16 protein-coding genes and 1 pseudogene are annotated in these 20,828 nt (G+C 69.9%); 7 read left to right on the top strand and 10 right to left on the bottom strand.

Features of this window, described 5'->3' with window-relative positions; translation table 11 throughout:
- Positions 1 to 2,891: DNA translocase FtsK (locus BLT59_RS29325; protein WP_091789464.1), on the bottom strand; the 2,891-nt coding region annotated here is incomplete at its 3' end.
- A 487-nt stretch (positions 2,892 to 3,378) separates the two neighbouring features.
- Between BLT59_RS29325 and BLT59_RS29320 the strand changes: the two genes are divergently transcribed.
- The 3 genes from BLT59_RS29320 (at position 3,379) to BLT59_RS29310 (ending at position 6,546) form a co-directional block, all read left to right on the top strand.
- A complete protein-coding gene (locus tag BLT59_RS29320; RefSeq protein ID WP_091789461.1) occupies positions 3,379 to 5,442 on the top strand; it encodes an NAD(+) synthase in 2,064 nt (687 codons plus the stop codon).
- A 115-nt stretch (positions 5,443 to 5,557) separates the two neighbouring features.
- Positions 5,558 to 5,788, top strand: a complete 231-nt coding sequence (locus tag BLT59_RS29315; RefSeq protein ID WP_012320685.1) for a hypothetical protein — start codon at positions 5,558 to 5,560, stop codon at positions 5,786 to 5,788.
- 347 nt (positions 5,789 to 6,135) lie between these two features.
- Positions 6,136 to 6,546, top strand: a complete 411-nt coding sequence (locus BLT59_RS29310) for a PilZ domain-containing protein (RefSeq protein ID WP_091789458.1) — start codon at positions 6,136 to 6,138, stop codon at positions 6,544 to 6,546.
- Positions 6,547 to 6,549: 3 nt separating this feature from the next.
- On the opposite strand, the gene BLT59_RS29305 is transcribed toward BLT59_RS29310, so the two are convergent.
- Positions 6,550 to 6,987: an HIT family protein gene (locus tag BLT59_RS29305; RefSeq protein WP_091789455.1), complete on the bottom strand. Its 438-nt coding sequence runs from the start codon at positions 6,985 to 6,987 to the stop codon at positions 6,550 to 6,552.
- Positions 6,988 to 7,148: 161 nt separating this feature from the next.
- Between BLT59_RS29305 and BLT59_RS29300 the strand changes: the two genes are divergently transcribed.
- Entirely contained in the window at positions 7,149 to 8,108 is a 960-nt protein-coding gene (locus tag BLT59_RS29300) for a cation diffusion facilitator family transporter (protein WP_091789452.1), read from the top strand.
- 244 nt (positions 8,109 to 8,352) lie between these two features.
- Here BLT59_RS29300 and BLT59_RS29295 read toward each other — a convergent pair whose 3' ends face one another.
- From BLT59_RS29295 to BLT59_RS29280, 4 genes are all read right to left on the bottom strand, one after another.
- Positions 8,353 to 9,207 (bottom strand): SDR family oxidoreductase, encoded by an 855-nt coding sequence (locus BLT59_RS29295; protein ID WP_091789449.1) that lies wholly within the window; start codon positions 9,205 to 9,207, stop codon positions 8,353 to 8,355.
- 10 nt (positions 9,208 to 9,217) lie between these two features.
- Complete coding sequence (locus BLT59_RS29290) at positions 9,218 to 9,397, bottom strand: DUF1328 domain-containing protein (protein WP_010685332.1); 180 nt, start codon at positions 9,395 to 9,397, stop codon at positions 9,218 to 9,220.
- Between the two features lie 112 nt (positions 9,398 to 9,509).
- Complete coding sequence (locus BLT59_RS29285) at positions 9,510 to 10,889, bottom strand: chloride channel protein (RefSeq protein WP_091789445.1); 1,380 nt, start codon at positions 10,887 to 10,889, stop codon at positions 9,510 to 9,512.
- Between the two features lie 687 nt (positions 10,890 to 11,576).
- Positions 11,577 to 12,965, bottom strand: a complete 1,389-nt coding sequence (locus BLT59_RS29280; RefSeq protein WP_091789442.1) for a deoxyribodipyrimidine photo-lyase — start codon at positions 12,963 to 12,965, stop codon at positions 11,577 to 11,579.
- A gap of 543 nt (positions 12,966 to 13,508) precedes the next feature.
- On the opposite strand from BLT59_RS29280, the gene BLT59_RS29275 reads away from it, so the two are divergent.
- Both BLT59_RS29275 and BLT59_RS29270 read left to right on the top strand, forming a co-directional pair.
- On the top strand, positions 13,509 to 14,621 hold the full coding sequence (locus BLT59_RS29275) for an NHL repeat-containing protein (protein ID WP_091789439.1): 1,113 nt from the start codon (positions 13,509 to 13,511) through the stop codon (positions 14,619 to 14,621).
- A gap of 134 nt (positions 14,622 to 14,755) precedes the next feature.
- The gene (locus BLT59_RS29270) at positions 14,756 to 15,718 is read left to right on the top strand and encodes an alpha/beta fold hydrolase (RefSeq protein ID WP_091789436.1); all 963 of its coding nucleotides are present in this window, start codon (positions 14,756 to 14,758) and stop codon (positions 15,716 to 15,718) included.
- Between the two features lie 31 nt (positions 15,719 to 15,749).
- Here BLT59_RS29270 and BLT59_RS29265 read toward each other — a convergent pair whose 3' ends face one another.
- A complete protein-coding gene (locus BLT59_RS29265; RefSeq protein WP_091789433.1) occupies positions 15,750 to 17,162 on the bottom strand; it encodes a phosphatase PAP2 family protein in 1,413 nt (470 codons plus the stop codon).
- Positions 17,163 to 17,295: 133 nt separating this feature from the next.
- Positions 17,296 to 18,429 carry a TRAP transporter substrate-binding protein gene (locus tag BLT59_RS29260; protein ID WP_244514200.1) on the bottom strand — a complete coding sequence of 378 codons (1,134 nt, stop codon included), beginning with the start codon at positions 18,427 to 18,429 and terminating at the stop codon, positions 17,296 to 17,298.
- A 147-nt stretch (positions 18,430 to 18,576) separates the two neighbouring features.
- Here BLT59_RS29260 and BLT59_RS29255 point away from each other — a divergent pair, with 147 nt between their 5' ends.
- On the top strand, positions 18,577 to 19,146 hold the full coding sequence (locus BLT59_RS29255; protein ID WP_091789427.1) for a tyrosine phosphatase family protein: 570 nt from the start codon (positions 18,577 to 18,579) through the stop codon (positions 19,144 to 19,146).
- Positions 19,147 to 19,159: 13 nt separating this feature from the next.
- Here BLT59_RS29255 and BLT59_RS29250 read toward each other — a convergent pair whose 3' ends face one another.
- On the bottom strand, positions 19,160 to 20,296 hold the full coding sequence (locus BLT59_RS29250) for a branched-chain amino acid ABC transporter substrate-binding protein (RefSeq protein ID WP_091789424.1): 1,137 nt from the start codon (positions 20,294 to 20,296) through the stop codon (positions 19,160 to 19,162).
- A gap of 150 nt (positions 20,297 to 20,446) precedes the next feature.
- Positions 20,447 to 20,828, bottom strand: a pseudogene (locus tag BLT59_RS29245) (sugar transporter); the annotation flags it as partial.

The raw sequence follows: 20,828 nt of genomic DNA, 5'->3' as shown, positions 1-20,828 counted from the left end.
TCGTCGGCGGTGACGGCGTCGAGGTAGCTTGGGCGGCCCTGGCGCTTGAGGTGGGCGACCACGGTCTCGACCTCGCTGTCCGAGCAGAACGGCCCGTGCACGCGCGTCGTGCGCCCGCCGCCGGCCATGAACAGCATGTCGCCCTGACCCAGAAGCTGCTCGGCGCCCATCTCGCCCAGGATCGTGCGGCTATCGATCTTGCTCGTCACCTGGAAGCTGATCCGGGTCGGGAAGTTCGCCTTGATCGTGCCGGTGATCACGTCCACCGACGGCCGCTGGGTCGCCATGATCAGGTGGATGCCCGCCGCCCGCGCCATCTGCGCCAGACGCTGGATCGCCCCCTCGATGTCCTTGCCGGCCACCATCATCAGGTCGGCCATCTCATCGACCACGATCACGATGTAGGGCAGCGGCGCCAGGTCCATCGCCTCGTCCTCGTACACCGCCTCGCCGGTGTGGCGGTCGAAGCCGGTCTGGACGGTGCGGGTGATGGTCTCGCCGTTCTCGGGGGCCTCGTTGATGCGGGCGTTGTAGCCGTCGATGTTCCGGACGGCGATCTTGGACATCTTCTTGTAGCGCTCCTCCATCTCGCGCACGGCCCATTTGAGGGCGATCACCGCCTTCTTGGGGTCGATCACGACCGGGGAGAGCAGGTGCGGGATGCCGTCGTACACGGACAGCTCCAGCATCTTGGGGTCGACCATGATCAGGCGGCACTCCTCCGGCTTCAGCCGGTAGAGCAGCGACAGGATCATGGTGTTGATCGCCACCGACTTGCCCGAGCCGGTGGTACCGGCCACCAGCAGGTGCGGCATGCGCGCGAGGTCGGCGATGATCGGCTCGCCGCCGATGTTCTTGCCGAGGCACAAAGCCAGCTTGTGCTTGCTCTCACCGAAATCGGCCGACGCGAGCAGCTCCCGCAGGTAGACGGTCTCGCGGGTCTCGTTCGGCAGCTCGATGCCGATGACGTTCCGGCCGGGCACGACGGCGACGCGGGCCGAGACCGCCGACATCGACCGGGCGATGTCGTCCGACAGTCCGATCACGCGGCTGGACTTGGTGCCGGGCGCGGGCTCGAGCTCGTAGAGGGTGACGACCGGGCCCGGCCGCACCGCCAGGATGTCGCCGCGCACGCCGAAATCCTGGACCGTCTGCTGCAGGTTGAGGGCGTTCTGCTCCAGCACGTCGGCATCGACCTCCTCGCTGCCGCCGGGGGCTGGCAGGGCGAGCAGTTCGAGGGACGGCAGCTCGTAATCGGCGTTCTCGATCGGCGCGATCTCGAGGTGGCGGCCGGCCGGGATCAGGTGCGCACGGGGCGCCACCATCGGGAGCGCAACCGGCGCGAGGGCCGGCAGGGCTGCAGCCTCGGCCGCCTCGCCGACGGGCGCGACGGGCTCGGCCTCGACGTCAGCCTCCGCCGGAACCGGCTCGGGCTGCGGCGCCAGCTTGCCCCGGAGCAGGACCGGACGCGGGGTCATGGGGACCACCACACGCTCCGCCTCGGCGCGCTCGGCGACCGGAGCGGCCGCGACCGAAGCTGCCATGGCTTCAGGCTGCACCGGTGGCGCCGGCGGGACGGCGCTCGGCTGACCAGCCGCGCGGATCGCCGCCCGGGCCGCCATGGCGCTGAGAACCGGGGTGCGGCGCGGAGCCTCTGGCGCAGCCGGAGGCTCGGTCGCGGCACTGCCGGGCCCGAAGACCAGCGACAAGCCCGATGCGGCCGGAGTCGCGGCGGGCGGCAGGAAGGCGCTGCGGATCGAGGCAGCCTCGTCGGCCCGCTGGCCGGCCTCCGTCCCGTTATCCTGCCCGTCGGCCGGGCGCGGCGGCTGGTCGAAGCGCACGAGCCGGTCGAGCACGTAGACCGGCCGCGGCGGCAGCGAGCGCAGGTGCGAGATGTCGAGGGGCATCGAGACGAAGCGCTCGTCGGAGGTGGCCGCCACGGCGACGCCGTCCGCAGCCGGCGCGGCCTCGGCGGGCTGCGCCGCGAGGGCCGACCAAGCCTCCACGGACGACCACTCACCGCCGTCGAACCAGGGCTGGACCTCGGACCAGTCCGGCAGGTCAGACCAGTCGCGCGCGGGCGCCTCGGCGAAGGTCTCGACCGCCTCCGCGACGGCGGGCACGGCCGCAACCGGGGCGATCGCGGCCGTGGAAGCGGCCAGCTCGACAGCCGGCCGGACCGGGCGGCGGTCCGGTGTGCGGAAGAAGCGGACGCCGGGCGGCGCGATGAAGGGCTGGCGCCACAGGGGCACCGGCTCCGCGTCCGGTGCGGCGGCTTCGTGCAGGGCGGGCGCAGCGGCGACGCGCTCGGCCGCTTCGGAAGCGATCTGCCCGCGCTCGATCTGCGCGCGTTCGGCTTCCTCGCGGGCTGCCCGCTCGGTCTCTAGAGCGAGGGCGGCCGACTGCGCCTCGGCGCGGGCGCGCTCCAGGGCGACGCGCTCGGCCTCCAGGGCGCGCTGACGGCGCTCCTGCAACACCGAGTCGGGGGTGCGTGTGTAGCGCACGGCCGAGGGCGTGGCCGGAGCCGGCGCGGCGACCGAGGCCGCGACCGGGCTCGCGGCGGGTGCATATTCGGGGGCGATGGCGGCGGGGCGGCGCGGCTGGCGCACCAGCACGCCCGGCGACGAGGCGCTGCGGTCGATCCGGCTCTCGAAGGCCGGGGCGTCCAGGGCGTCGAGGCTCGCCCGGTCGTCGAAGATCTGGGCCGGCCAGTGAGGCTGGGGCGCCGCAGCGCGCGGCGTGCGCTCCGGGGCTTCGCGACCGACCATCGCGCCTGGCGGGGTGAGCCAGCTCGGCTCCGCCCGGCGCCCGGGAGCACCGTAGGACGGGCGCGCGGGCAGGCCGGCGGGGGAGCCGGACAGACGGCGGGTGAGGCTGGCGCGGAGCGCCATCAGCCGGTGCGCCAGGGCTCCCAGGGAGAGGCCTGAACGGTCGCCGCCGCGGACGGGGCGGGCGGGGTCACGGTGGGAGTACGGAGGCCGTCCCGATGCGCGCATGGGTTCTCAGACGATACTCGAAACAGGGATCCGCCGACGCGCGGCGGCTGTCCCTGAGTTAGGCCATTCGTCGTTAATGGAGGCTTGCCGCGGATTGCGGCGCGGAAACCATGCGGGGGTCCAGGCCTGTCGGACGCCCCGTCGTTCCGGGGCGCCGCAGGCAAGCCTGGAACCCAGATCCGCCGGTTCTGCCAAGTCTTCGCGCGTCGGCGGCTCGGGATCCCGGGCTCCGCTGCACGCTCTCGGGATGACGAGGTAGCTGTGGATGGCAGTTGGAGGCCGAACCCCGTTCCGGCGCGTTGACCGGCGTGGTGCGGTGCTGCCGCCGCCCTGCCGCATCCCATATGATACCTGCAGCCACCCCTCATCCGGACAGGTGCCCGTGTCGCAAGCCACCTCCGAATCGCCGGCGCGCTTCCGCTCGCTGTACCGCCACGGCTTCGCGCGGGTCGCGGCCTGCACCGGCCGCAGCCATCCCGCCGAGCCCGAGCGCAACGCCGATGTGATCCTCGACCTCGCCCGGAACTGCCACGATTCGGGGGCGGCGCTGGCGGTCTTTACCGAACTCGGTCTCTCGGCCTACGCGATCGAGGATCTTCTGCTTCAGCAGACCCTGCTGGACGCGGTCGAGGCCGCCGCCGCCCGGGTGATCGCCGAATCGGCGAGCTTGCGCCCGCTGCTGCTGGTCGGCGCGCCGCTGCGTTGGCGCCACCGCATATACAATTGCGCTCTGGCGATCCAGGGCGGCCGGTTGCTGGGCGTCGTGCCGAAGACCTTCCTGCCGAACTACCGGGAGTTCTACGAGAAGCGGCACTTCGCCTCGGGCGCAGGCCTCATCAGCGAGACCATCCGGGTCGCCGGTCACGAGGCGCCCTTCGGCACCGACCTGCTGTTCTGGGCCGAGGATCTGCCGGGTCTCGTGATCGGTGTGGAGATCTGCGAGGACCTGTGGGTGCCCGAGTCCCCCGGCATGCGCGCGGCGCTCGCCGGCGCCACCGTGCTGGCGAACCTCTCGGGGAGCCCGATTACCGTCGGCCGGGCCGAGTCGCGGGCGCTCCTGTCCCGGGCGGCCTCGATGCGCGGCGCCTGCGCGTATGTCTACGCCGCTGCCGGCCAGGGCGAATCGACCACCGACCTGTCCTGGGATGGCCAGACCAGCATCGACGAGTTGGGCGTGCGGCTCGCCGAGGGCGAGCGCTTCCCCGAAGGCCCTGTGACGACGCTGGCCGATATCGACCTCGACCTGATCGCCCAGGAGCGCCTGCAGGCCGGCAGTTTCGACGACGATGCGCGGCGCCACGCCCTCCCCTATCGCCGTGTCCCGTTCCGCCTCGCTCCGCCCGAGGCGGATCTCGGTCTGATCCGGCGAATCGAGCGCTTTCCCTTCGTGCCGGCCGATCCGACCCGTCTCGCGCAGGATTGCTACGAGGCCTACAACATCCAGGTCGCCGGCCTCGCCAAGCGCCTGGAGGCCACCGGCACCCGCAAGGCCGTGATCGGCGTCTCGGGCGGCCTCGATTCGACCCACGCACTGATCGTGATCGCCAAGGCCTTCGATCGCCTCGGATACCCGCGCTCGGACATCCTGGCCTACACGCTCCCGGGCTTCGCCACCTCGAATGCCACCAAGACCAATGCCCACGCACTCATGAAGGCGCTGGGCTGCACGGCCGCCGAGATCGACATCCGACCGGCCGCCAAGCAGATGCTCGCCGACATGAACCACCCCTTCGCCAAGGGCGAGGCGGTCTACGACGTCACCTTCGAGAACGTGCAGGCGGGCCTGCGCACCGATTATCTGTTCCGGCTGGCCAACCACGCGGGCGGCATCGTGGTCGGCACCGGCGACCTGTCGGAGTTGGCGCTCGGCTGGTGTACCTACGGCGTCGGCGACCAGATGAGCCACTACGCGGTCAATGCCGGCGTGCCCAAGACCCTGATCCAGCACCTGATCCGCTGGGTGATCGGCAACGGCGAGGTCGGGCCGGAGGAGGCCCGCACCCTCCAGGCCGTCCTCGACACCGAGATCTCCCCCGAACTGGTGCCGGTGGACCAGGACGACAGTCCGCAGAGCACGGAGGGGACGATCGGCCCCTACGCGCTCCAGGACTTCAACCTGTTCTACACGCTGCGCTACGGGTTCCGCCCCTCGAAGATCGCCTTCCTGGCGCTCCACGCCTGGGGCGACAAGGATCGCGGCTTCTGGGCGCCGGACTTCCCCGAGACCAAGCGGGTCGCCTACGACCTGCCCGAGATCCGCCGCTGGCTCGGCGTGTTCTTGAGCCGCTATTTCGGCTTCAGCCAGTTCAAGCGCTCGGCGCTCCCGAACGGGCCGAAGGTCTCGGCCGGCGGCTCGCTTTCCCCACGCGGCGATTGGCGTGCGCCGTCCGACGGGTCAGCGCGCATCTGGATCGAGGAGCTGAATCGAAACGTCCCCGAAACTTGACCGACACAAACTCGACCGATTGTGCCATTATGAGCACGGTCAAGCCGATTCTTCGCAGTGCAAGATCTTGTATTGGGAATATTGGCTTCGAGGGCGGCCAGGCGGAGGACTTCGAATGCGAAGCTACAACCTGTTCCAGCTCAAGGGCGAGGAAGGCCTCTGCTGCGCAGTACCGGAGGCCAGCACCGTCCCGCCCTTCATCGGCGCCGGCCGCTGGACATTCGGCGGCAAGCTCTGCGACGGCAGCCGGCAGCCCCTCGATTTCGACGGCCGGGCCGCCGACACCGCGGTGCGCTTCAACGGCTTCTACCTGTTCCAGACGGTGGACCGGCGCTTCATCGCCTGAGCAGGCCCCCGAGCGCCGACAGCCGCAATGCGGGATACGGCCCGCTCACAGGCTTGATGGAGCCGCCCCGTGGCTTCTCCTTTGCGGGCACGCTGAGCCGTGTGTCCGGTCCCGGCACGGATCCCGAATGGATTCCGCCACGAGAGTGCGAACGGATTTGCCCGTACCGCCATCATGTGGCTGCGCTCGCGAGAACGGCGACGCGGACCCCCGTCCCTCGCAGCCAAGGGCCTTGCAGTTCGTGAACACCCCGCAAGGGGGACCTCCGACTCCGCGATCGCGACGAAGATTCCTTAAGGGCTGGCATGCAGAAATCCCTGGATCGTCAAGGTTCCGGAGCCGCCCGCATGTCGGAGCATCGCAGAGAGGCGCGCCAGAGGGTCTTCCTCAAGGGTCGCATCATCTTCAACAACGGCTCGTCGAGCTTCGACTGCCTGGTGCGCGACCTGTCACCCACCGGCGCGCGCCTCGTCATGAGCGATGCCACGACGCTTCCGGAGGCGTTCGACCTCTACATCCCGCAGAAGGACCGAACCTATCGGGCGACCCTGCGCTGGCGCCGGGAGGACGGGATCGGGGTGACCTTCGAGGCGCCGGCCCAGGCCGGCACCGGGCCTGCGGCTTCCGATCCGGCCGGGATGGAAGCCTCCGTGACCATGCTGCTCAAGCGCGTCAGCGAACTCGAAACCGAGAACGCTGCCCTGCGCCGGCTGCTCGCCAGCATGGCCCAATCGGGCGATTCGGCCAGCGCGGCCTGAGCGTCAGCCCTGGCTTTCGAGCGCTGCGCGGATGCGGGCGGCCTGCTCAGCCAGAACCGCATTGTCGGCCATCCCGCCCTCGTGACGCTTCAGCGGCACACCCTCGCGCCGCGGGATGACGTGGACGTGCAGGTGGAACACCGTCTGGCCACCGGCCCCCTCATTGAACTGGAACAGGGTCAAGCCCTCGGCCTGGAATGCCGCCTTCACGGCGCGGGCGACCTTCTGGACGCTCACCATGAGGGCGCCGAGCGAGTCCGGCTCGGCATCGAGCAGGCCCCGAGCCGGTGCCTTCGGGATCACCAGGGTGTGGCCCTCGCCCTGGGGCATCACGTCCATGAAGGCCAGCGTGTGCGCGTCCTCATAGACGCGGTGGCAGGGGATCTCGCCCCGCAGGATTTTGGCGAAGATGTTGTCGGGATCGTAGCGAGCGTCAGCCATGCTGCCTCCGGGACTCCTTGAGCAGGTGCAGGTTGCACGGGGCGCCCGGCCGCGTCCACACGGGAACCCGCGGCCGGCCGCGACGCTTGCATCGCCGCGGCGGCAGTGCCGTGCCGGGCTCCGACGGTCCGGCGTCTCACAGGCCGCTCAGGGAGTTCCGGATGGCGCATGAGAGCACGGGAGCGATCTACGCGGCGGCAGGCGCCAACCTCGCCATCGCGGCGGCGAAATTCGTCGGCGGGGCGCTGACCGGCTCGACCGCGATGCTCGCCGAGGGTGTGCATTCCGTGGTCGATACGGCGAACCAAGTGCTGCTGCTCGTCGGCATGAAGCGCGCCGAGCGCCCGGCCGATGCCCGGCACCCGTTCGGCTACGGGCGCGAGATCTACTTCTACGCTTTCGTGGTGGCGCTGATGATCTTCCTCGGCGGCGGCCTCTTCGCGATCTACGAGGGGGTCGAGCGGGTCCGCCACCCCGAGCCGGACGTGGATGCCGAGCTGTTCGGCTACCGGCTGCCGGGCCTGTGGGTGAACGTCGCCATCCTCGGCTTCGCCGTCGCGGCCGAGGGCACGTCCTTCTTCGTGGCGATGCGCCAGTTCTGGGCGGAGAAGGGCAAGCACTCGGCCGTGCGGGCGATCCGCCGCAGCAAGGACCCGACCCTGTTCACGGTGCTGGCCGAGGATGCTGCCGCGCTGATCGGCCTGCTGATCGCCCTCGCGGGCGTGGCCCTGTCTCACATCCTGGAGAAGCCGAGCCTCGACGGCTGGGCCTCGGTCGGCATCGGCCTCGTGCTCGTCGGCATGGCGGTGTTCCTGATGGTCGAGACCCACGGCCTGCTGATCGGCGAGGCGGCCGATCCCGAGGTCATCGCGGCGATTGCGGACCTGGCGCGCGCCGAGCCGGGCGTGCTCCATGTCAACGAGGTGCTGACCCAGCATCTCGGTCCCTCCGACATCCTGGTCAATCTCAGCATCGACATGGCCGACGACCTCAGCGCCGGAGAGGTCGAGAGCTTGGTCACGCGGCTCGACAAGGCGCTGAAGCAGCGCAGCCCCGACGTCACCCGGGTGTTCATCGAGATCCAGCAACAGGGCGACCACGGCGTGCGGGCGGCGGCCTGAGGGACAGTCCGAAGCCCCTGCCGTTCACAGGCGCAAAAGCGGGTCGCCCCGACCGTCAGATCCTTCAGGTTCAGGACGGGGCGCCGTCATGCCCAGCATCCGGCACGAAGCGGTTCGTACCGTCGCCAAGAGGATCGCCCGATACGGTTCAAATTCGGCGACCGGTGCCGCGATCCAGTCAAAGGAGGCGATGTCTCCGGGACCGGCCGCGTATCGGCGCGTCCCGAGGCCGCCCTACGCGTCCTCAGGCGCTCCGGCCCACTTGCCGGAGGCTCAGCGCCCAGAGCCGCTCCTGAACCGCTTCGTCGCGGCTCTCGGCCGAGGAGGCCTTCGGTTGCCCATGGGAGAAGTAGCGGCCGGTGATCCCGTCGAGTTCGGGGGCGCTGGCCACGTGGAGGGAGGTCTGCGCGCCCTTCTCGGGCGTGATCAGGAACGGCCGCATCAGCGCCCAGGCCGCGCCGAGGAGGCCGCCGGTATTCTTGGCGAATCCCGTGTTGACCACTCCCGGGTGGACGGCATTCACCGTGATGCCGCTGTCGCGCAGGCGTCGGGCCAGCGCGTAGGTGAACAACACGTTGCCGAGCTTCGCCTGGGCATACGCCGCCATCGCCCGGTAGCGCCTCGCGCCCTCGATGTCGTCGAAGTCGATATGCCCCCGGTAATGGGCCGCCGAAGCGACATTGACGACCCGTGCGCGGCCACCGGCCGCCGCTGCCGCCTTCAAGGGATCGACGAGTTCGAGGGTCAGAAGCACGTAGCCCAGATGGTCCAGAGCCCAGGTGCGCTCGATCCCGTCGACGGTCAGCATGCGCCGGTCGAAGATCGCGCCGGCATTGTTCACCAGCACGTCGAGGCGCGGATAGGTGGCGCGCAGAATCTCGGCGAGGCGGCGGATCTCGGCCTGCGCCGACAGATCCGCGCGATGCGCATCCACGGCGGCGCCGGGCACAGCGGCGCGGATCCGATCGGCGCAAGCCCGCAGCTTGTCCCCGTCCCGCCCGACGATGGCGACCCGCGCGCCGAGGCGCGCGAGTCCAAGGGCCGTCTCGTAGCCGATGCCGCCGGTCGCCCCGGTGACGAGGCAGACCGTGCCACGCACCGCGCTGGCCTCAGAACACCGCCTGCCCGACCGCGAAGGCGATGACCACGATCACGATGGCGATGAGCAGGAACAGGCCGAACAGGATGCGAGCCAGCGATCCGGCGCCCGAGGCGATCCCGGTGAATCCGAGACCGCCGGCGATCAGCGAAATCACGAAGCAGATGAGGGCCCATTTCAGAAGGGTCATGGCGTCACTCCGTAGGCGCCCCGGCACGGGGCCTGTCGCTGCTGCCTCAACCGATGCCAAGCGAGACCGTTCCGCGGATCGCCGTCTGAGCCGCTTTTATTCACAGGCGCGGTCAGCCGGTCTTCGCTACGGGCTGCGCCGGCACATCGGCGCGCTCGAGCATGATCTCCGCCAGGGTGTGATAGAGCCCGCCCCGGCAGATCGCCTTGGAGGCGGCGTCGGCCAGGAGGGCCGCGACCATCAGGGGGATCACCATCGCGTGGTTCTGGGTCATCTCGGTGACGATGACGAAGCTGGTGATCGGCGCCTGCAGCACGCCCGTCAGGTAAGCCACCATCCCGATCAACACGAGGGCGCCGACCGGCATGGCCGGCAGGAAGCCGTGAACCGTCCCGCCAAGGCCGGCACCGACCGCCAGGGACGGCGCGAACAGGCCCCCCGGGATGCCGCTGATCGAACTCAGCACGGTGGCGGCGAATTTCAGCGGCGCGTAGGTCCAGCCAGCGGTTGTGTCGCCGTGGAGGATGGCCTTGGCCTCCTCGTAGCCGGTCCCGTAGGCCGCGCCCCCGGAGGCGAGGCCGCACAGGGCGACGCACAGGCCGCAGACCGCCGCGAAGATCACCGGTCGACCCCGGATGAGCTGCCCGATCGCGCCGGGCAGGCCGCGGGCGAACAGAATCACGAGGCGACTGAACAGACCGCCGGCCAAGCCTCCAAGCACGGCGATCAGCGGCACGATCCAGCCCGCCGCCAGCGGCAGGCCCGCATCGGACGTCCCGAAATACGTGTAATTGCCGAGCAGTCCGAGGGAGGTCAGGCCCGCGGCCACGATCCCGGCCACGATCAGCCCGGAGGAGCGCGCCTCGTAGGCACGACCCAGCTCCTCGATGCCGAACACGATGCCGGCGAGCGGCGTGTTGAAGGCTGCCGCGACGCCGGCTGCGCCGCCCGCGAGGAGAAGTCCGGGCAGGCGCTCCGGGGTCAGGCGCCCGAAGGCCGCCATGATCGCCGCCCCGACCTGCACGGTCGGCCCCTCGCGGCCGGCCGAGGCGCCGCAGAGCAGGCCCAGGAACAGGACCAGCACCTTGCCGAGCGCCACCCGGGGCGAGATCAGGGAGTAGCGGAAACCCGCGTCCCGGGCATGCCGGGCGGCGATCACCTGGGGGATGCCAGACCCTTGCGAGTTCGGGAACACCGTGCGGGCCAGCAGCGCCGCCAGGGCGAAGCCCGCGGGCGTCAGCATCAGGGCGATCAGCGGCGAGGGCGACGTGAGCCGGCGGAACCCGTCCTGCGCGAGGTCGGCGCCCTTGGCCATCAGCACGGCGGCGAGGCCCACGCCGATGCCGCCCACCAGGAAGAGCAGACGCCCGCGCCAGAGCGGATAGGCGTCCATCGAAGCCGAGCGCAGGCGCATGATCGAGCGGCGATAACGCGAGCGTTGCGGGGGCGGGGCATCCGTCGTCTCCCGCTGGTCGTCCCGCATCTCGACCATGAAAGAGCACCTCGTCTGCGCAGTCGGAGCGGACGCTATAGCGCAACGATCCAGGAAAGGCCTCCTCCGCGGGACGGTTGGAGGCGGGCACGGAACGCCGCCGGACGGATACCGGTCGGTCGATGGCCGGCACCCGCGTGCCGGCCTCGCCGTTCACCCGATCACCAGCCGTAGTGCCAGGCGGCCCGGCGCCAGCCGCCGTGATGGTGCCAGCCCCAAGGGGCGGTGCCAGCCGTAGACCACCCGCCGTGCATAAAAGGCGGGGCGGTACGCATAGGGGCGCCAGCTCGGCTTGCACCAGCCCTACCAGCCCCGGTGAAAGCCCGGGCCGCAGCCCTGGGCGGCCTCCGCCGTACCGACGGCGGCGGTCAAGGTTCCGAGTGCGAGGAGTGCTGCGCCTGCCAGCTTCGTCCGCCTCGTCGTCCTCCTTTCAGTCGCGAGCAAAGCGATGATCCGGCCCCGCCGAGTTGTCGCCGGACGATATCCGGCCATTTACCAGGATCCGGAAGTGCGATCGAAACATCCCAGGCCCGGGAAGCGTTTCTTCACGAACCTGTGCGCGCGAAACGACTGCGCCGCGGCGGGCGCAAGCGCCGCAATACCCTGCCGTCCGGTCCGTTCATCGTGCAACGATTGCGCGGATGTCGACGCGCCCGTGCGGCCGCGCGCAGACGGACCCGTCCCGCCTCATGCCTCGGCGGCGCAGAGCTGCTCCACCGCCCGCACATAGGCCTTGGCATCGAACTTCTTGAGCGAGTTCTCGCTCTGGTAGCGGACCGTGCCGAAGATCTTGCGCGTCTGCCAGGGGCGGTCGTGCAGGCCGTAGACCCAGGCGACGTTGGTGAAGGAGTTCGGGTCGCGCCCGTCGAGGAAGTAGCGGTTGTTCAGGCGGAGCGTCCGGGCGAAGCCCTCCTGGGGCGACGGAGACCATTCGAGGATCTTCTTGCCCCAGTACATCCGCAGCTGGTTGTGCATGTAGCCGGTCTCCCGCATCTCGCGCATCGCGGCGTTCCAGTAGCGGTCGTGAGTCTCGCCGGCGGCGAGCTGGTCCTCCGAATAGGCATGCGGACGCTCGTCCCCGGCATGCTCGGCCAGGGTCTTGCGCGCCCAGTCGGGTACGGCCCGCTCGTAATCGTCGTAGCCCTCCGTGTAGAAGACGTGGTTCATGGCGAGCTCGCGCCGGACGATCAGCTCCTCCAGATAGGCGCCGCGGTCGTCGGCATCGCCGATCGTGGCCCCCCGCACCGCCAGGGCGATCTCCACCGGCGAGATCTGCCCGAAATGCAGGTACGGGCTCATATGCGAGGCGGCGGCGGCCTCCGGCATGTTGCGCCCTGCACCGTAGCCCGAGAACCCGTCCTTCAGGAACGCCTTCAGGCGCTTGCGCGCCTGTGTCTCGCCACCGGTGAAGCGGCGCACCGGCCCGACCACCCGGTCGAGGCTCATGCCGGCGAGCACCGCCTCCGGATCGGAGACGTCGATCGCGCTCGTCAGCGTCAGGCGATCGGCCCTACGCTTCACAGTGCGCGGCTCCAGTTCCGCGATGAACGGATCCCACAGCCGGTTTAGCTTCGGCCGCAGCGTCCGGGCCGCGTATTCGTGCTTCCCAGAGGCCGTCTCGACCGGCACGACGACGTCGCCCTCGACCTGGACGACCCGCGCCTTCACCCCCGCGGCGATGTCCCGATACCAGCCCTTCTGGATGGCGAGGTAGCCGCGGTCGAGCACCAGGAGCGCCGCATCTTCGGCGAGGTCGATGGCAATCCGCGCGGGCGAGCATTTGCGCATGACGAAGCCGATCCCGCGCTTCTCCAGGCCAGCCTTCGCATCCGCGAGACCCTGCAGCAGGAAGGCGTAGTGCCGAGCGTTGGCCTCGGGAAAACCGCTCTCGCCGTCGAGCAGGCCGAAGCAGGCGACGACCGGCAGGTCGAGGCGGTTCGCCTCCTCGATGGCGAGTTCAAGGGCCGGGTTGAACGTCGCCCTGTTGGCCTGCTGGAGGAGATACAGGACGTAGGCGCCGTCACCACGGGGCTCGACATCGTTGAGGATCCGGATCCGCTCACCGTGGATCGCCATGCTTATCTGCCCCTTGCTTCGCGCGTCGCGCCGGAACCTTGGCCGGGAAAGGTAGAGCGGGCAGGAAATTCGTCCGTCCGGATGACGGGGATGAAAAGCCGCAGTCGAACCTTCGGGGCACGCCCCGGCTCGATCCAGCGAACTCGCGATTCATCAGTGGCTTGCGCGGCGATCTATCGGCTACTGCGGCTGCAATTCAGGTTTCGGTGCCGCGAGTCCGGCCTGCGACATTTTCAACACAGAAGCCCGGCGATCGGTGCGCGGACGCACGAAAGGGCAGCCTTGCTGTCCTGATGCCCTTGTATTTTCCGGGCAAGCGCGCAGATTGTGCATCGCGGGATGGCGATGGCGTCGCGATCCCGCTGCCCTTCTTGGGCGTTTCCTCCCTAGACTTCGGGCCGCTCCTTCGGGAGTGGCCTTTTTTCTATCCGGAATGGTCGCCGGGCAGCCTCTGTCACCGAAGCGCGCCCGTCCGGCTGGATCCTGCCGGACCCGGACGCCATGCTGGCGGCGAGCGCCGGAACAGGCGCCGGAGGACACGCCATGAGGATCTTCACCGCCCTGCCGGCGCTCGCCTGCCTGCTCGCCGTCGCGGGCTCCGCGGCCGCGGAGCCGCCGCGTTTCCAGGTCGACCCGTCCTGGCCGAAGCCGCTGCCGAACGACTGGATCATGGGACAGGCGGCCGGCGTCGCCGTGGATGCCCAGGATCACGTCTGGGTGGTGCAGCGGCCGCGGACGCTCACGGACGACGAGAAGGCGGCGAGTCTCGATCCGCCGCGCACGAAGTGCTGCAAGCCGGCCCCGCCGGTCCTGGAATTCGCCCAGGACGGCACGCTGCTGCGGAGCTGGGGCGGGGCGGGGACCGGCTACGACTGGCCCGCCAACGAGCACGGCATCCAGATCGACGGCCAGGGCTTCGTCTGGATCGCCGGCAACGGCGATCAGGACGGCCAGCTCCTGAAGTTCACCCCCGAGGGCAAGTTCGTGCTGCAGATCGGCAAGTCCGGCCCGCAGACCGACAGCCGGGACACTGGACGCCTGGGCAAGCCCGCCAACGTCGATTTCGACATGGCGGCCAACGAGGTCTACGTCGCGGACGGCTACTACAACCACCGCATCATCGTGTTCGACCGGGACACGGGGGCGTTCAAGCGAATGTGGGGCGCCTACGGCAAGCCGCCGACCGACGACAAGCTCGGCCCCTACGATCCGGCCGCGGCTCCATCGCAGCAATTCGCCAACCCGGTTCATTGCGTGCGGATCGCGCGGGACGGGCTGGTCTATGTCTGCGACCGCACCAACGACCGCATCCAAGTGTTCAGGAAGGACGGGACCTTCGTGAAGGAGTTCTTCATCGAGAAGAACACCCGGGCCAACGGCTCGGTCTGGGAGCTGGCCCTCTGGCCGGACGCCGACGAGACCTACCTGCTCAACGCGGACGGGGCCAACAACGAGGTGCGCACGCTCTCGCGCGCGACGGGCGACGTGGTCGGCGCCTTCGGCCGGAACGGGCGCATGGCGGGCCAGTTCCACTGGGTCCACAATCTCGCGGTCGACTCGAAGGGCAACGTGTTCACCACCGAGGTTGACACCGGCAAGCGGGCGCAGAAATTTCTGGCGATCGGAGAATTCGTGCTGCGCAAGCGTGTGCCCTGAGGCACGCTCAACAGAGCTCGAGAGGAAGTCGGCGCCGGCCGCTCGGGGGCGGCGCCGTTTCCCGGCTCGTAGGGGCGGATGTCAACGCCGACCGTTCGATCAGGATGCTCTACCTCGCGCGGAGGAGAGGTTCGATGCCGACGAAGACCCTCATCGCAGCCGCTCTGGCGCTGTCGCCGGGGGCGGCTCAGCCGCTCCCCTCGGTCTCGGCCACGACGACCTACCATCGCGTCACGATCGACGGCGTCGGCCTCTTCTACCGGGAGGCCGGCCCGCGCGATGCGCCCACGATCCTGCTGCTTCACGGCTATCCGTCATCGTCACGGCAGTGGGACCCGCTGCTGCCGCTGCTGGCCGACCGCTATCACTTGATCGCGCCCGACTATCCCGGCTTCGGGCAGAGCGATGCGCCCTCGCCCGCGCAGTACACCTACACCTTCGACACTCTCGCCAGGACCATGGAGGGCTTGGTGACGTATCTCGGAATCGACCGGTACACGCTCTTCCTGCAGGATTACGGCGGTCCGGTCGGCTTCCGCATGGCGATGGCCCATCCAGAGCGCGTCAGCGCCCTGATCATCCAGAATGCCAATGCCTACGTTGAGGGGCTCGGCCGCAAATGGGAGGGCATCGCCCGGTACTGGGCCGATCCCGAGGGCCACCCCGAACAGGTCGACGCCTTCACGTCCTTTGAAGGCGCCCGGCAGCGCCATCTCGGCACGAGCCCCAACCCCGAGCGGTACAATCCGGATACTTGGACCGACGAGTACGCCGTCCTCGCGCGACCGGGAGCGCGGGAAATCCAGGCGGCGCTGCTCTACGATTACCGCACCAACGTCGCATCCTATCCCGCATGGCAGGCTTGGATGCGGAATCATCCGCGGCCGACACTCGTCCTGTGGGGCCGCTACGATCCGTCCTTCCTGGTGCCGGGCGCAGAGGGCTATCGGCGCGACAGACCCGAGGCGGAACTCCACATTCTGGAGGCGGGCCACTTCGCCCTGGACGAGGCGACCGACGCGGTCGCCCGTTTGACGCGCGATTTCCTCGCTCGTCACATGGTGGCTTCAGGATCCCCGCCCGAAACGCCGCGATAGCGGCGCCTCGGGGTATTCCCGGCGCCTCGCCTCAGCGCGTTGCGCCGGCACTCGTCCGGCTCGCCGCCAGCGCAGACGCCTTGCCGGCCGCTGCGTAGAGGTCGAGGCGGGAATAGACACCGAATTCCGAGCCGTCGTCGAGGAAGCCGCCACCCGGTCCCTGCGTGTCGGTGAGGATCGCGTTGGCCTCGTCCAGCGTCAGTGCCGGGAAGGCCGCAGTGAGCAGGTGGCCGGCCTCCGGCGCGACCTTGCCCACATCCTCGCGTCGGCCGGCGGTCTCCGGATGCACCACGGGCAGGTCATAGGTCTGGGTCGCCGCGTAGAAGGCCGCGTTGGCGGCCGGGTCCTTGAAGCGGCCCGTATCGTTCGCCGCGCAGGCCGCGACCGTGTCGCCGCAGCCGGCCTTCAGCGCCTCGGTCATCGCGGCGCGGGCCTCAGTCAGAAGCGCCCGGTAATCGGTCACGCCCACCGTCTTGTCGGCCTCGGCCGTGGCCTTGTCGAGCACGGCCGGGTTCTTCCGGATCTGGCCGACATAGGCCGGATCGTTGGCGAGCAGATGCGCGAGGGCGTGCAGCGAGGTCGCCCGGCCGCCGAGGACGTCCATGGCGTAGTGCGCCCCGACGATGATCCGGTCGTTGCCGTACTCGGCGGCCCGGGCGATCATCTGCTGGTAGCGCTCGGGGACGAGGAGCGCGAGCATCATCGACTCGGTGTAACCGTAGGTGGTGTGCCCGCTCGGGTAGGACGGGCTGTTCACGAGATCCTGCGAGGGACCGCGCAGCCAGTCGAGGCTGTGGGACGGATCGCCGAAATAGTCCTTGCCGCGATAGGCCCGCAGGCGCGGCAGGGTCTGGAACGGACGCGAATTTCCGTAGCGGTCGGCGCCGGGGCTGCCAGCCGGCCGGTCATAGGCCTTGCCGAACACGTCTGTCACCGCGCCGTTCGACAGGACCGCGTCGCCCTCGGCCGAGACCGGATGCTTGCCGTTGGTGGTGGCGTTGGCGAAGAAGTACTTGCCGGAGTTGGAATCCGACTTGGTCACGTTGTTGGTGTAGCCGATCAGGTTGGCGACCGACGGCGCGATGCTCGTGAAAGACTTGTAGTCGCTGTAGGCCGCCTTGGCGTGGTAGGCCCGGGCGAGCGTGGTGCCGAGGCCGTCGGCGAGGTTGGCGGCGTTGCCGTCGGTGATGAAGCAATCCCGCAGGGCGAGTTGCTGCTGCTCGGGGAATGGCAGGAGCGTCGGCTGCTTGAGATCGCCGGTCTGGATGTCGCCGGTGACCCGCAGGTTGGCTTCGAGCGCCGCCTTGCCCTCGGGTGAGGTCTGAAGCCGGGCCACCGGGGCCAGCCCGCGCAGGGCCGTCAGGTTGGCGGCCGATTGCGCGAAGGCCTGAAGGGGCAAGGCCGCCCCGAGCAGCACCAATCCGACCCGCAGCGTCCCGACCATGCAGCTCTCCCCTCGCCGATCCCGTGCCGGACGCTAGGGCCGTTACCGAGCGCGTTGCAATCGGGAGCAGCTCCGGCGTCCCCATTTTTGACGCGCGCCGACACAGGTCCGAATCCCCTCGGCGGCGCGCGCCTCAGCCCCGTGCCCGGGCGCGGATCATGAAGTTGTCGTAGGTGTATTCCGCCACCTGGAACCAGAGGTATTCCTCGTTGCGGAAGGTGCGCATCGCCTCGTAGACACGGCGGAAATCGGCGTTCTTGGCGGCGATCTCGGCGTAGACGTCGTTGGCGTTCTTGAGGGCAGCCTCCATGACGTCCTGAGGGAAGGGCCGCAGCTGGGCGCCCCCGGCCACCAGCCGGCGCAGGGCCTGCGGGTTGCGGGCGTCGTATTTGGCCTGGACGTCGGCGCCGACTTCGGCGGCGGCGGCCCGGAGGATCGCCTGGTATGATTTCGGAAGCGCCTTCCACTTCTCAGCGTTGAACCAGAAATGCAGCAGCGCGCCGCCCTCCCAGAAGCCGGGATAGTGGTAGACGGGCGCGACCTTCTGTAGGCCGAGCCGCTCGTCGTCGTAGGGGCCGATCCACTCGGCGGCGTCGAGCTTCTTGCTCTCCAGGGCAGCGTAGATCTCGGGTCCCGGCACCGCCTGCGGCTGGACGCCGAACTTGGCGAGGACCTGGCCGCCCATGCCGCCGATCCGGAACTTCAGCCCCTGCAAATCGGCGAGGCTCTTGATCTCGCGGCGGAACCAGCCGCCCATCTGCGCGCCGGTGTTGCCGCCCGGCAGGCAGACCAGGCCGGCCTTGGCGAAGACCTCGGCGAACAGCTCGGCGGCGCCCCCCGCCTGCCACCATGCGGCGGCGCCCCGGGCATTGAGCCCGAAGGGCACCGCGGTGGCCAGCGCGAAGGTCGGATCCTTGGCCATGCCCAGGGTCGCCGGCCCATGGCCCATCTCGACGGTGCCGGCGGCTACGGCATCGAGCAATCCCTCGGCCGGGACCGGCTCGCCGGGGCCCTGCACCTGGATCTGGAAGCGCCCGTCCGTGGCTTCCGCGACGATCCGGCTGAGCGCCTCGGGGGCGCCGTACAGGATGTCGAGGTTCTTGGCGTAGGCGGAGGACAAGCGCCAGCGCAGCTCCGGGGCGCCCTCGGCCCGTACCGGGGCGGCGAGCGGCCCGGTGAGCGCCGCGGCCGCGCCGAGGCCGGCGGTCAGCACGCTTCGGCGCCGCGTCCCGGCCGAGGGGGATCGCGCGAGGTGAGGTTCGTCCAACGGCATCTCATCCGAGCAGGTCCGATCCGGCCCGGGCCGGATCGGGGGTCGCAGGTAGCACGTCCGTGCCGGTTCTCGAAAGCCGCGGACGCCGGAGCAGTTCCGTCGCGCCTCGAAACCGGCCTGCGCCCGTGCTAGGCGCCGGGCATGCGAACCGAGCCCGCCGTCACCCTGCACACCGTCTGCGGCCTGGAAGAGCTGGCCGGCCACGGGGCTTGCGACATCAGCCACGTCCTGTCGCTGCTCGATCCCGGCACGCCGGAGCCGGAGGCCTTCGCCGGCTACGGCGCCCACACCCGCACGACGCTCCACTTCCACGATTGCCTCGGTCCCGGCGAGGGCCTGGTTCCACCCGAGCCCGAGCACATCGCGGCGATCCTCGATTTCGGGCGGCAGATCGATGGTGCGGGCCATCTCCTGGTCCATTGCCATTACGGCCTGTCGCGCTCCACCGCGGCGCTGCTGATCCTGTTCGCGCAGGCCGAGCCCGGTACGCCCGCCGCCGCTCTGGTCGAGCGTCTCCACGCCCTGCGCGAGCCGGCCTGGCCGAATGCGCGCATGGTCGGCTTCGCCGACGCGATGCTGAAGCGGGAGGGGCAGCTCAGCGCGGCCGTGCGGCGGCTGCACGCCCTGCAGTTGCAGGTCCGCCCCCATCTCGCCGAGCTGCTGCGCGGACTGGGTCGCGGCGCGGAGGTCGACGCCGCGCAGGCGCTGTGAGCGCCATCGCCGCTCACTTCCCGGCCGGCGTGAAGCTCCCGTCCTTCCACACGTAGAGCACGTAGCCCTGGGCGGTGACGTCGCCCTTCGCGTCGAAACCGACCGTGCCGAGCACGAGGTCGAACCGTTCCGTATGGAGCGCCTGCGCGATGGGCCTCGGCTCGGCGGAATGGGCGAAGTTGCCGGCCGCTACCAGGGCCTGCATGGCCGCATACCCGTAGATCGTCGAGCCGGTGGGATCGACACCCTCGGCCTTGAAGGTCTTCACGACCGCCGCGGCTGCGGGTTGCCGGCTCGGATCGAGATAGAAGGTCATGAGGACGCCGTTGCTCGCCGACCCGGCGATCTTGGCGAAATCCGGCGTGGCAATGGCCGAGGTACCGAACCATTGCGGCCGGTAGCCCCGGTCCGCAGCGATCTTGACGAGGCGGCCCATCTCGGCGGCGTCGCCACCGTAATATACCACCTCGATCCCCGCGCCCTTGAGGCGGTCGACGAGGGCGGTGTCGTCGGCGTCACTGGGCGAGAACGACAGGAACAGCGCCTCGTTCACGCCGATGCGGTTGAGGTTGTCCTTGGTGGCGGCAGCGAGGCTGCGGGCTGCCGGAGACTGGTCCTGGATCAGCGCGATCTTCCGGTCACGGAACCGCTCGGCGAGCACGGCGGCGGACAGGCGAGCCTGATCGTCATCGCGGCCGCAGACCCGGAAGATGTTCGGCAGCCCGCGATCGGTGAGCCGCGCCGCCACCGAGGCTGCTGTGATCATCACCACACCGTTCTGAGCGTAGATGTCGGAGGCGGCGATCGAGGCGTTGGAGCAGACATGGCCGACGACGAGCCGGACATTGGAGCGGACAAAGTGGTTGGCCACTGCCGTCGCAGTGTTGGAATCGCAGGCATCGTCCTGCACGTCGAGGGTCACGGGCTGGCCGTCGAGACCGCCCATGGCGTTGGCGTCCCGGGCGGCGGCCTCGACGCCGCGCAGGACCTGCTCGCCGACCGCCACGTAAGGGCCCGACCGCGGGACCGCCACGCCGACCACCACGTCGGCCGCCGCTTGGGTGGCTGGCAGGAGCGCGAGACACAGGCTGAGGGCGATCAGCGCGGGCCGATGCGGCCCGTGGGCGGGGACGAAACGTCCGATCTTCATCGGGCTCTTCTGGGCATCCTTGCGCGACTCGTCGGCGCGACGGCGGATGCGGCTCCGTAGCCTCGATCCCGCCCCGCACTCAGTGCCCATACGCGAGGACGCGGCGAAACGCGATTTTTTTCCGCGGCCGTCTTCTCAGCGACCTCGTGGCTACTTGGCGTAGGCGTAAGCGGTGGCCGCGGAGGCGAGCGGTCCGGTGACGCCGTTGAAGGCGGTGAGCACCTTCTGGACCTCGGTGAACGGGGCGTTCGACACGTAGATCAGGTCGCGGTTGCGCATCCGGAACGCCTGGGACACGAACAGGCTGTTCGGGTCGCGCATGTCGATCCGGTAGACCACCGGCACCAGCGGCGTGCCCAGAAGCTTCGAGCCGGGGCTGAGACGGCGCACCACGCTGGCCGGCTCGAACCGGAAGATGAAGGTTCCGGCCGGATCGGCGGCGAAGTCCGACAGGCCGCGCGCCTTGGCCAGGGCCTGCGCCAGCGTGATCCCGTCGGCCTGGAACGGCAGCTCGGTGCTGTTGCCCAGCGCG

Source organism: Methylobacterium sp. UNC378MF (assembly GCF_900103195.1).
GTDB lineage: Bacteria > Pseudomonadota > Alphaproteobacteria > Rhizobiales > Beijerinckiaceae > Methylobacterium.
The sequence above is the reverse complement of the archived record's forward strand: the minus strand, read 5'-3'. Positions and strand labels throughout refer to the sequence as shown.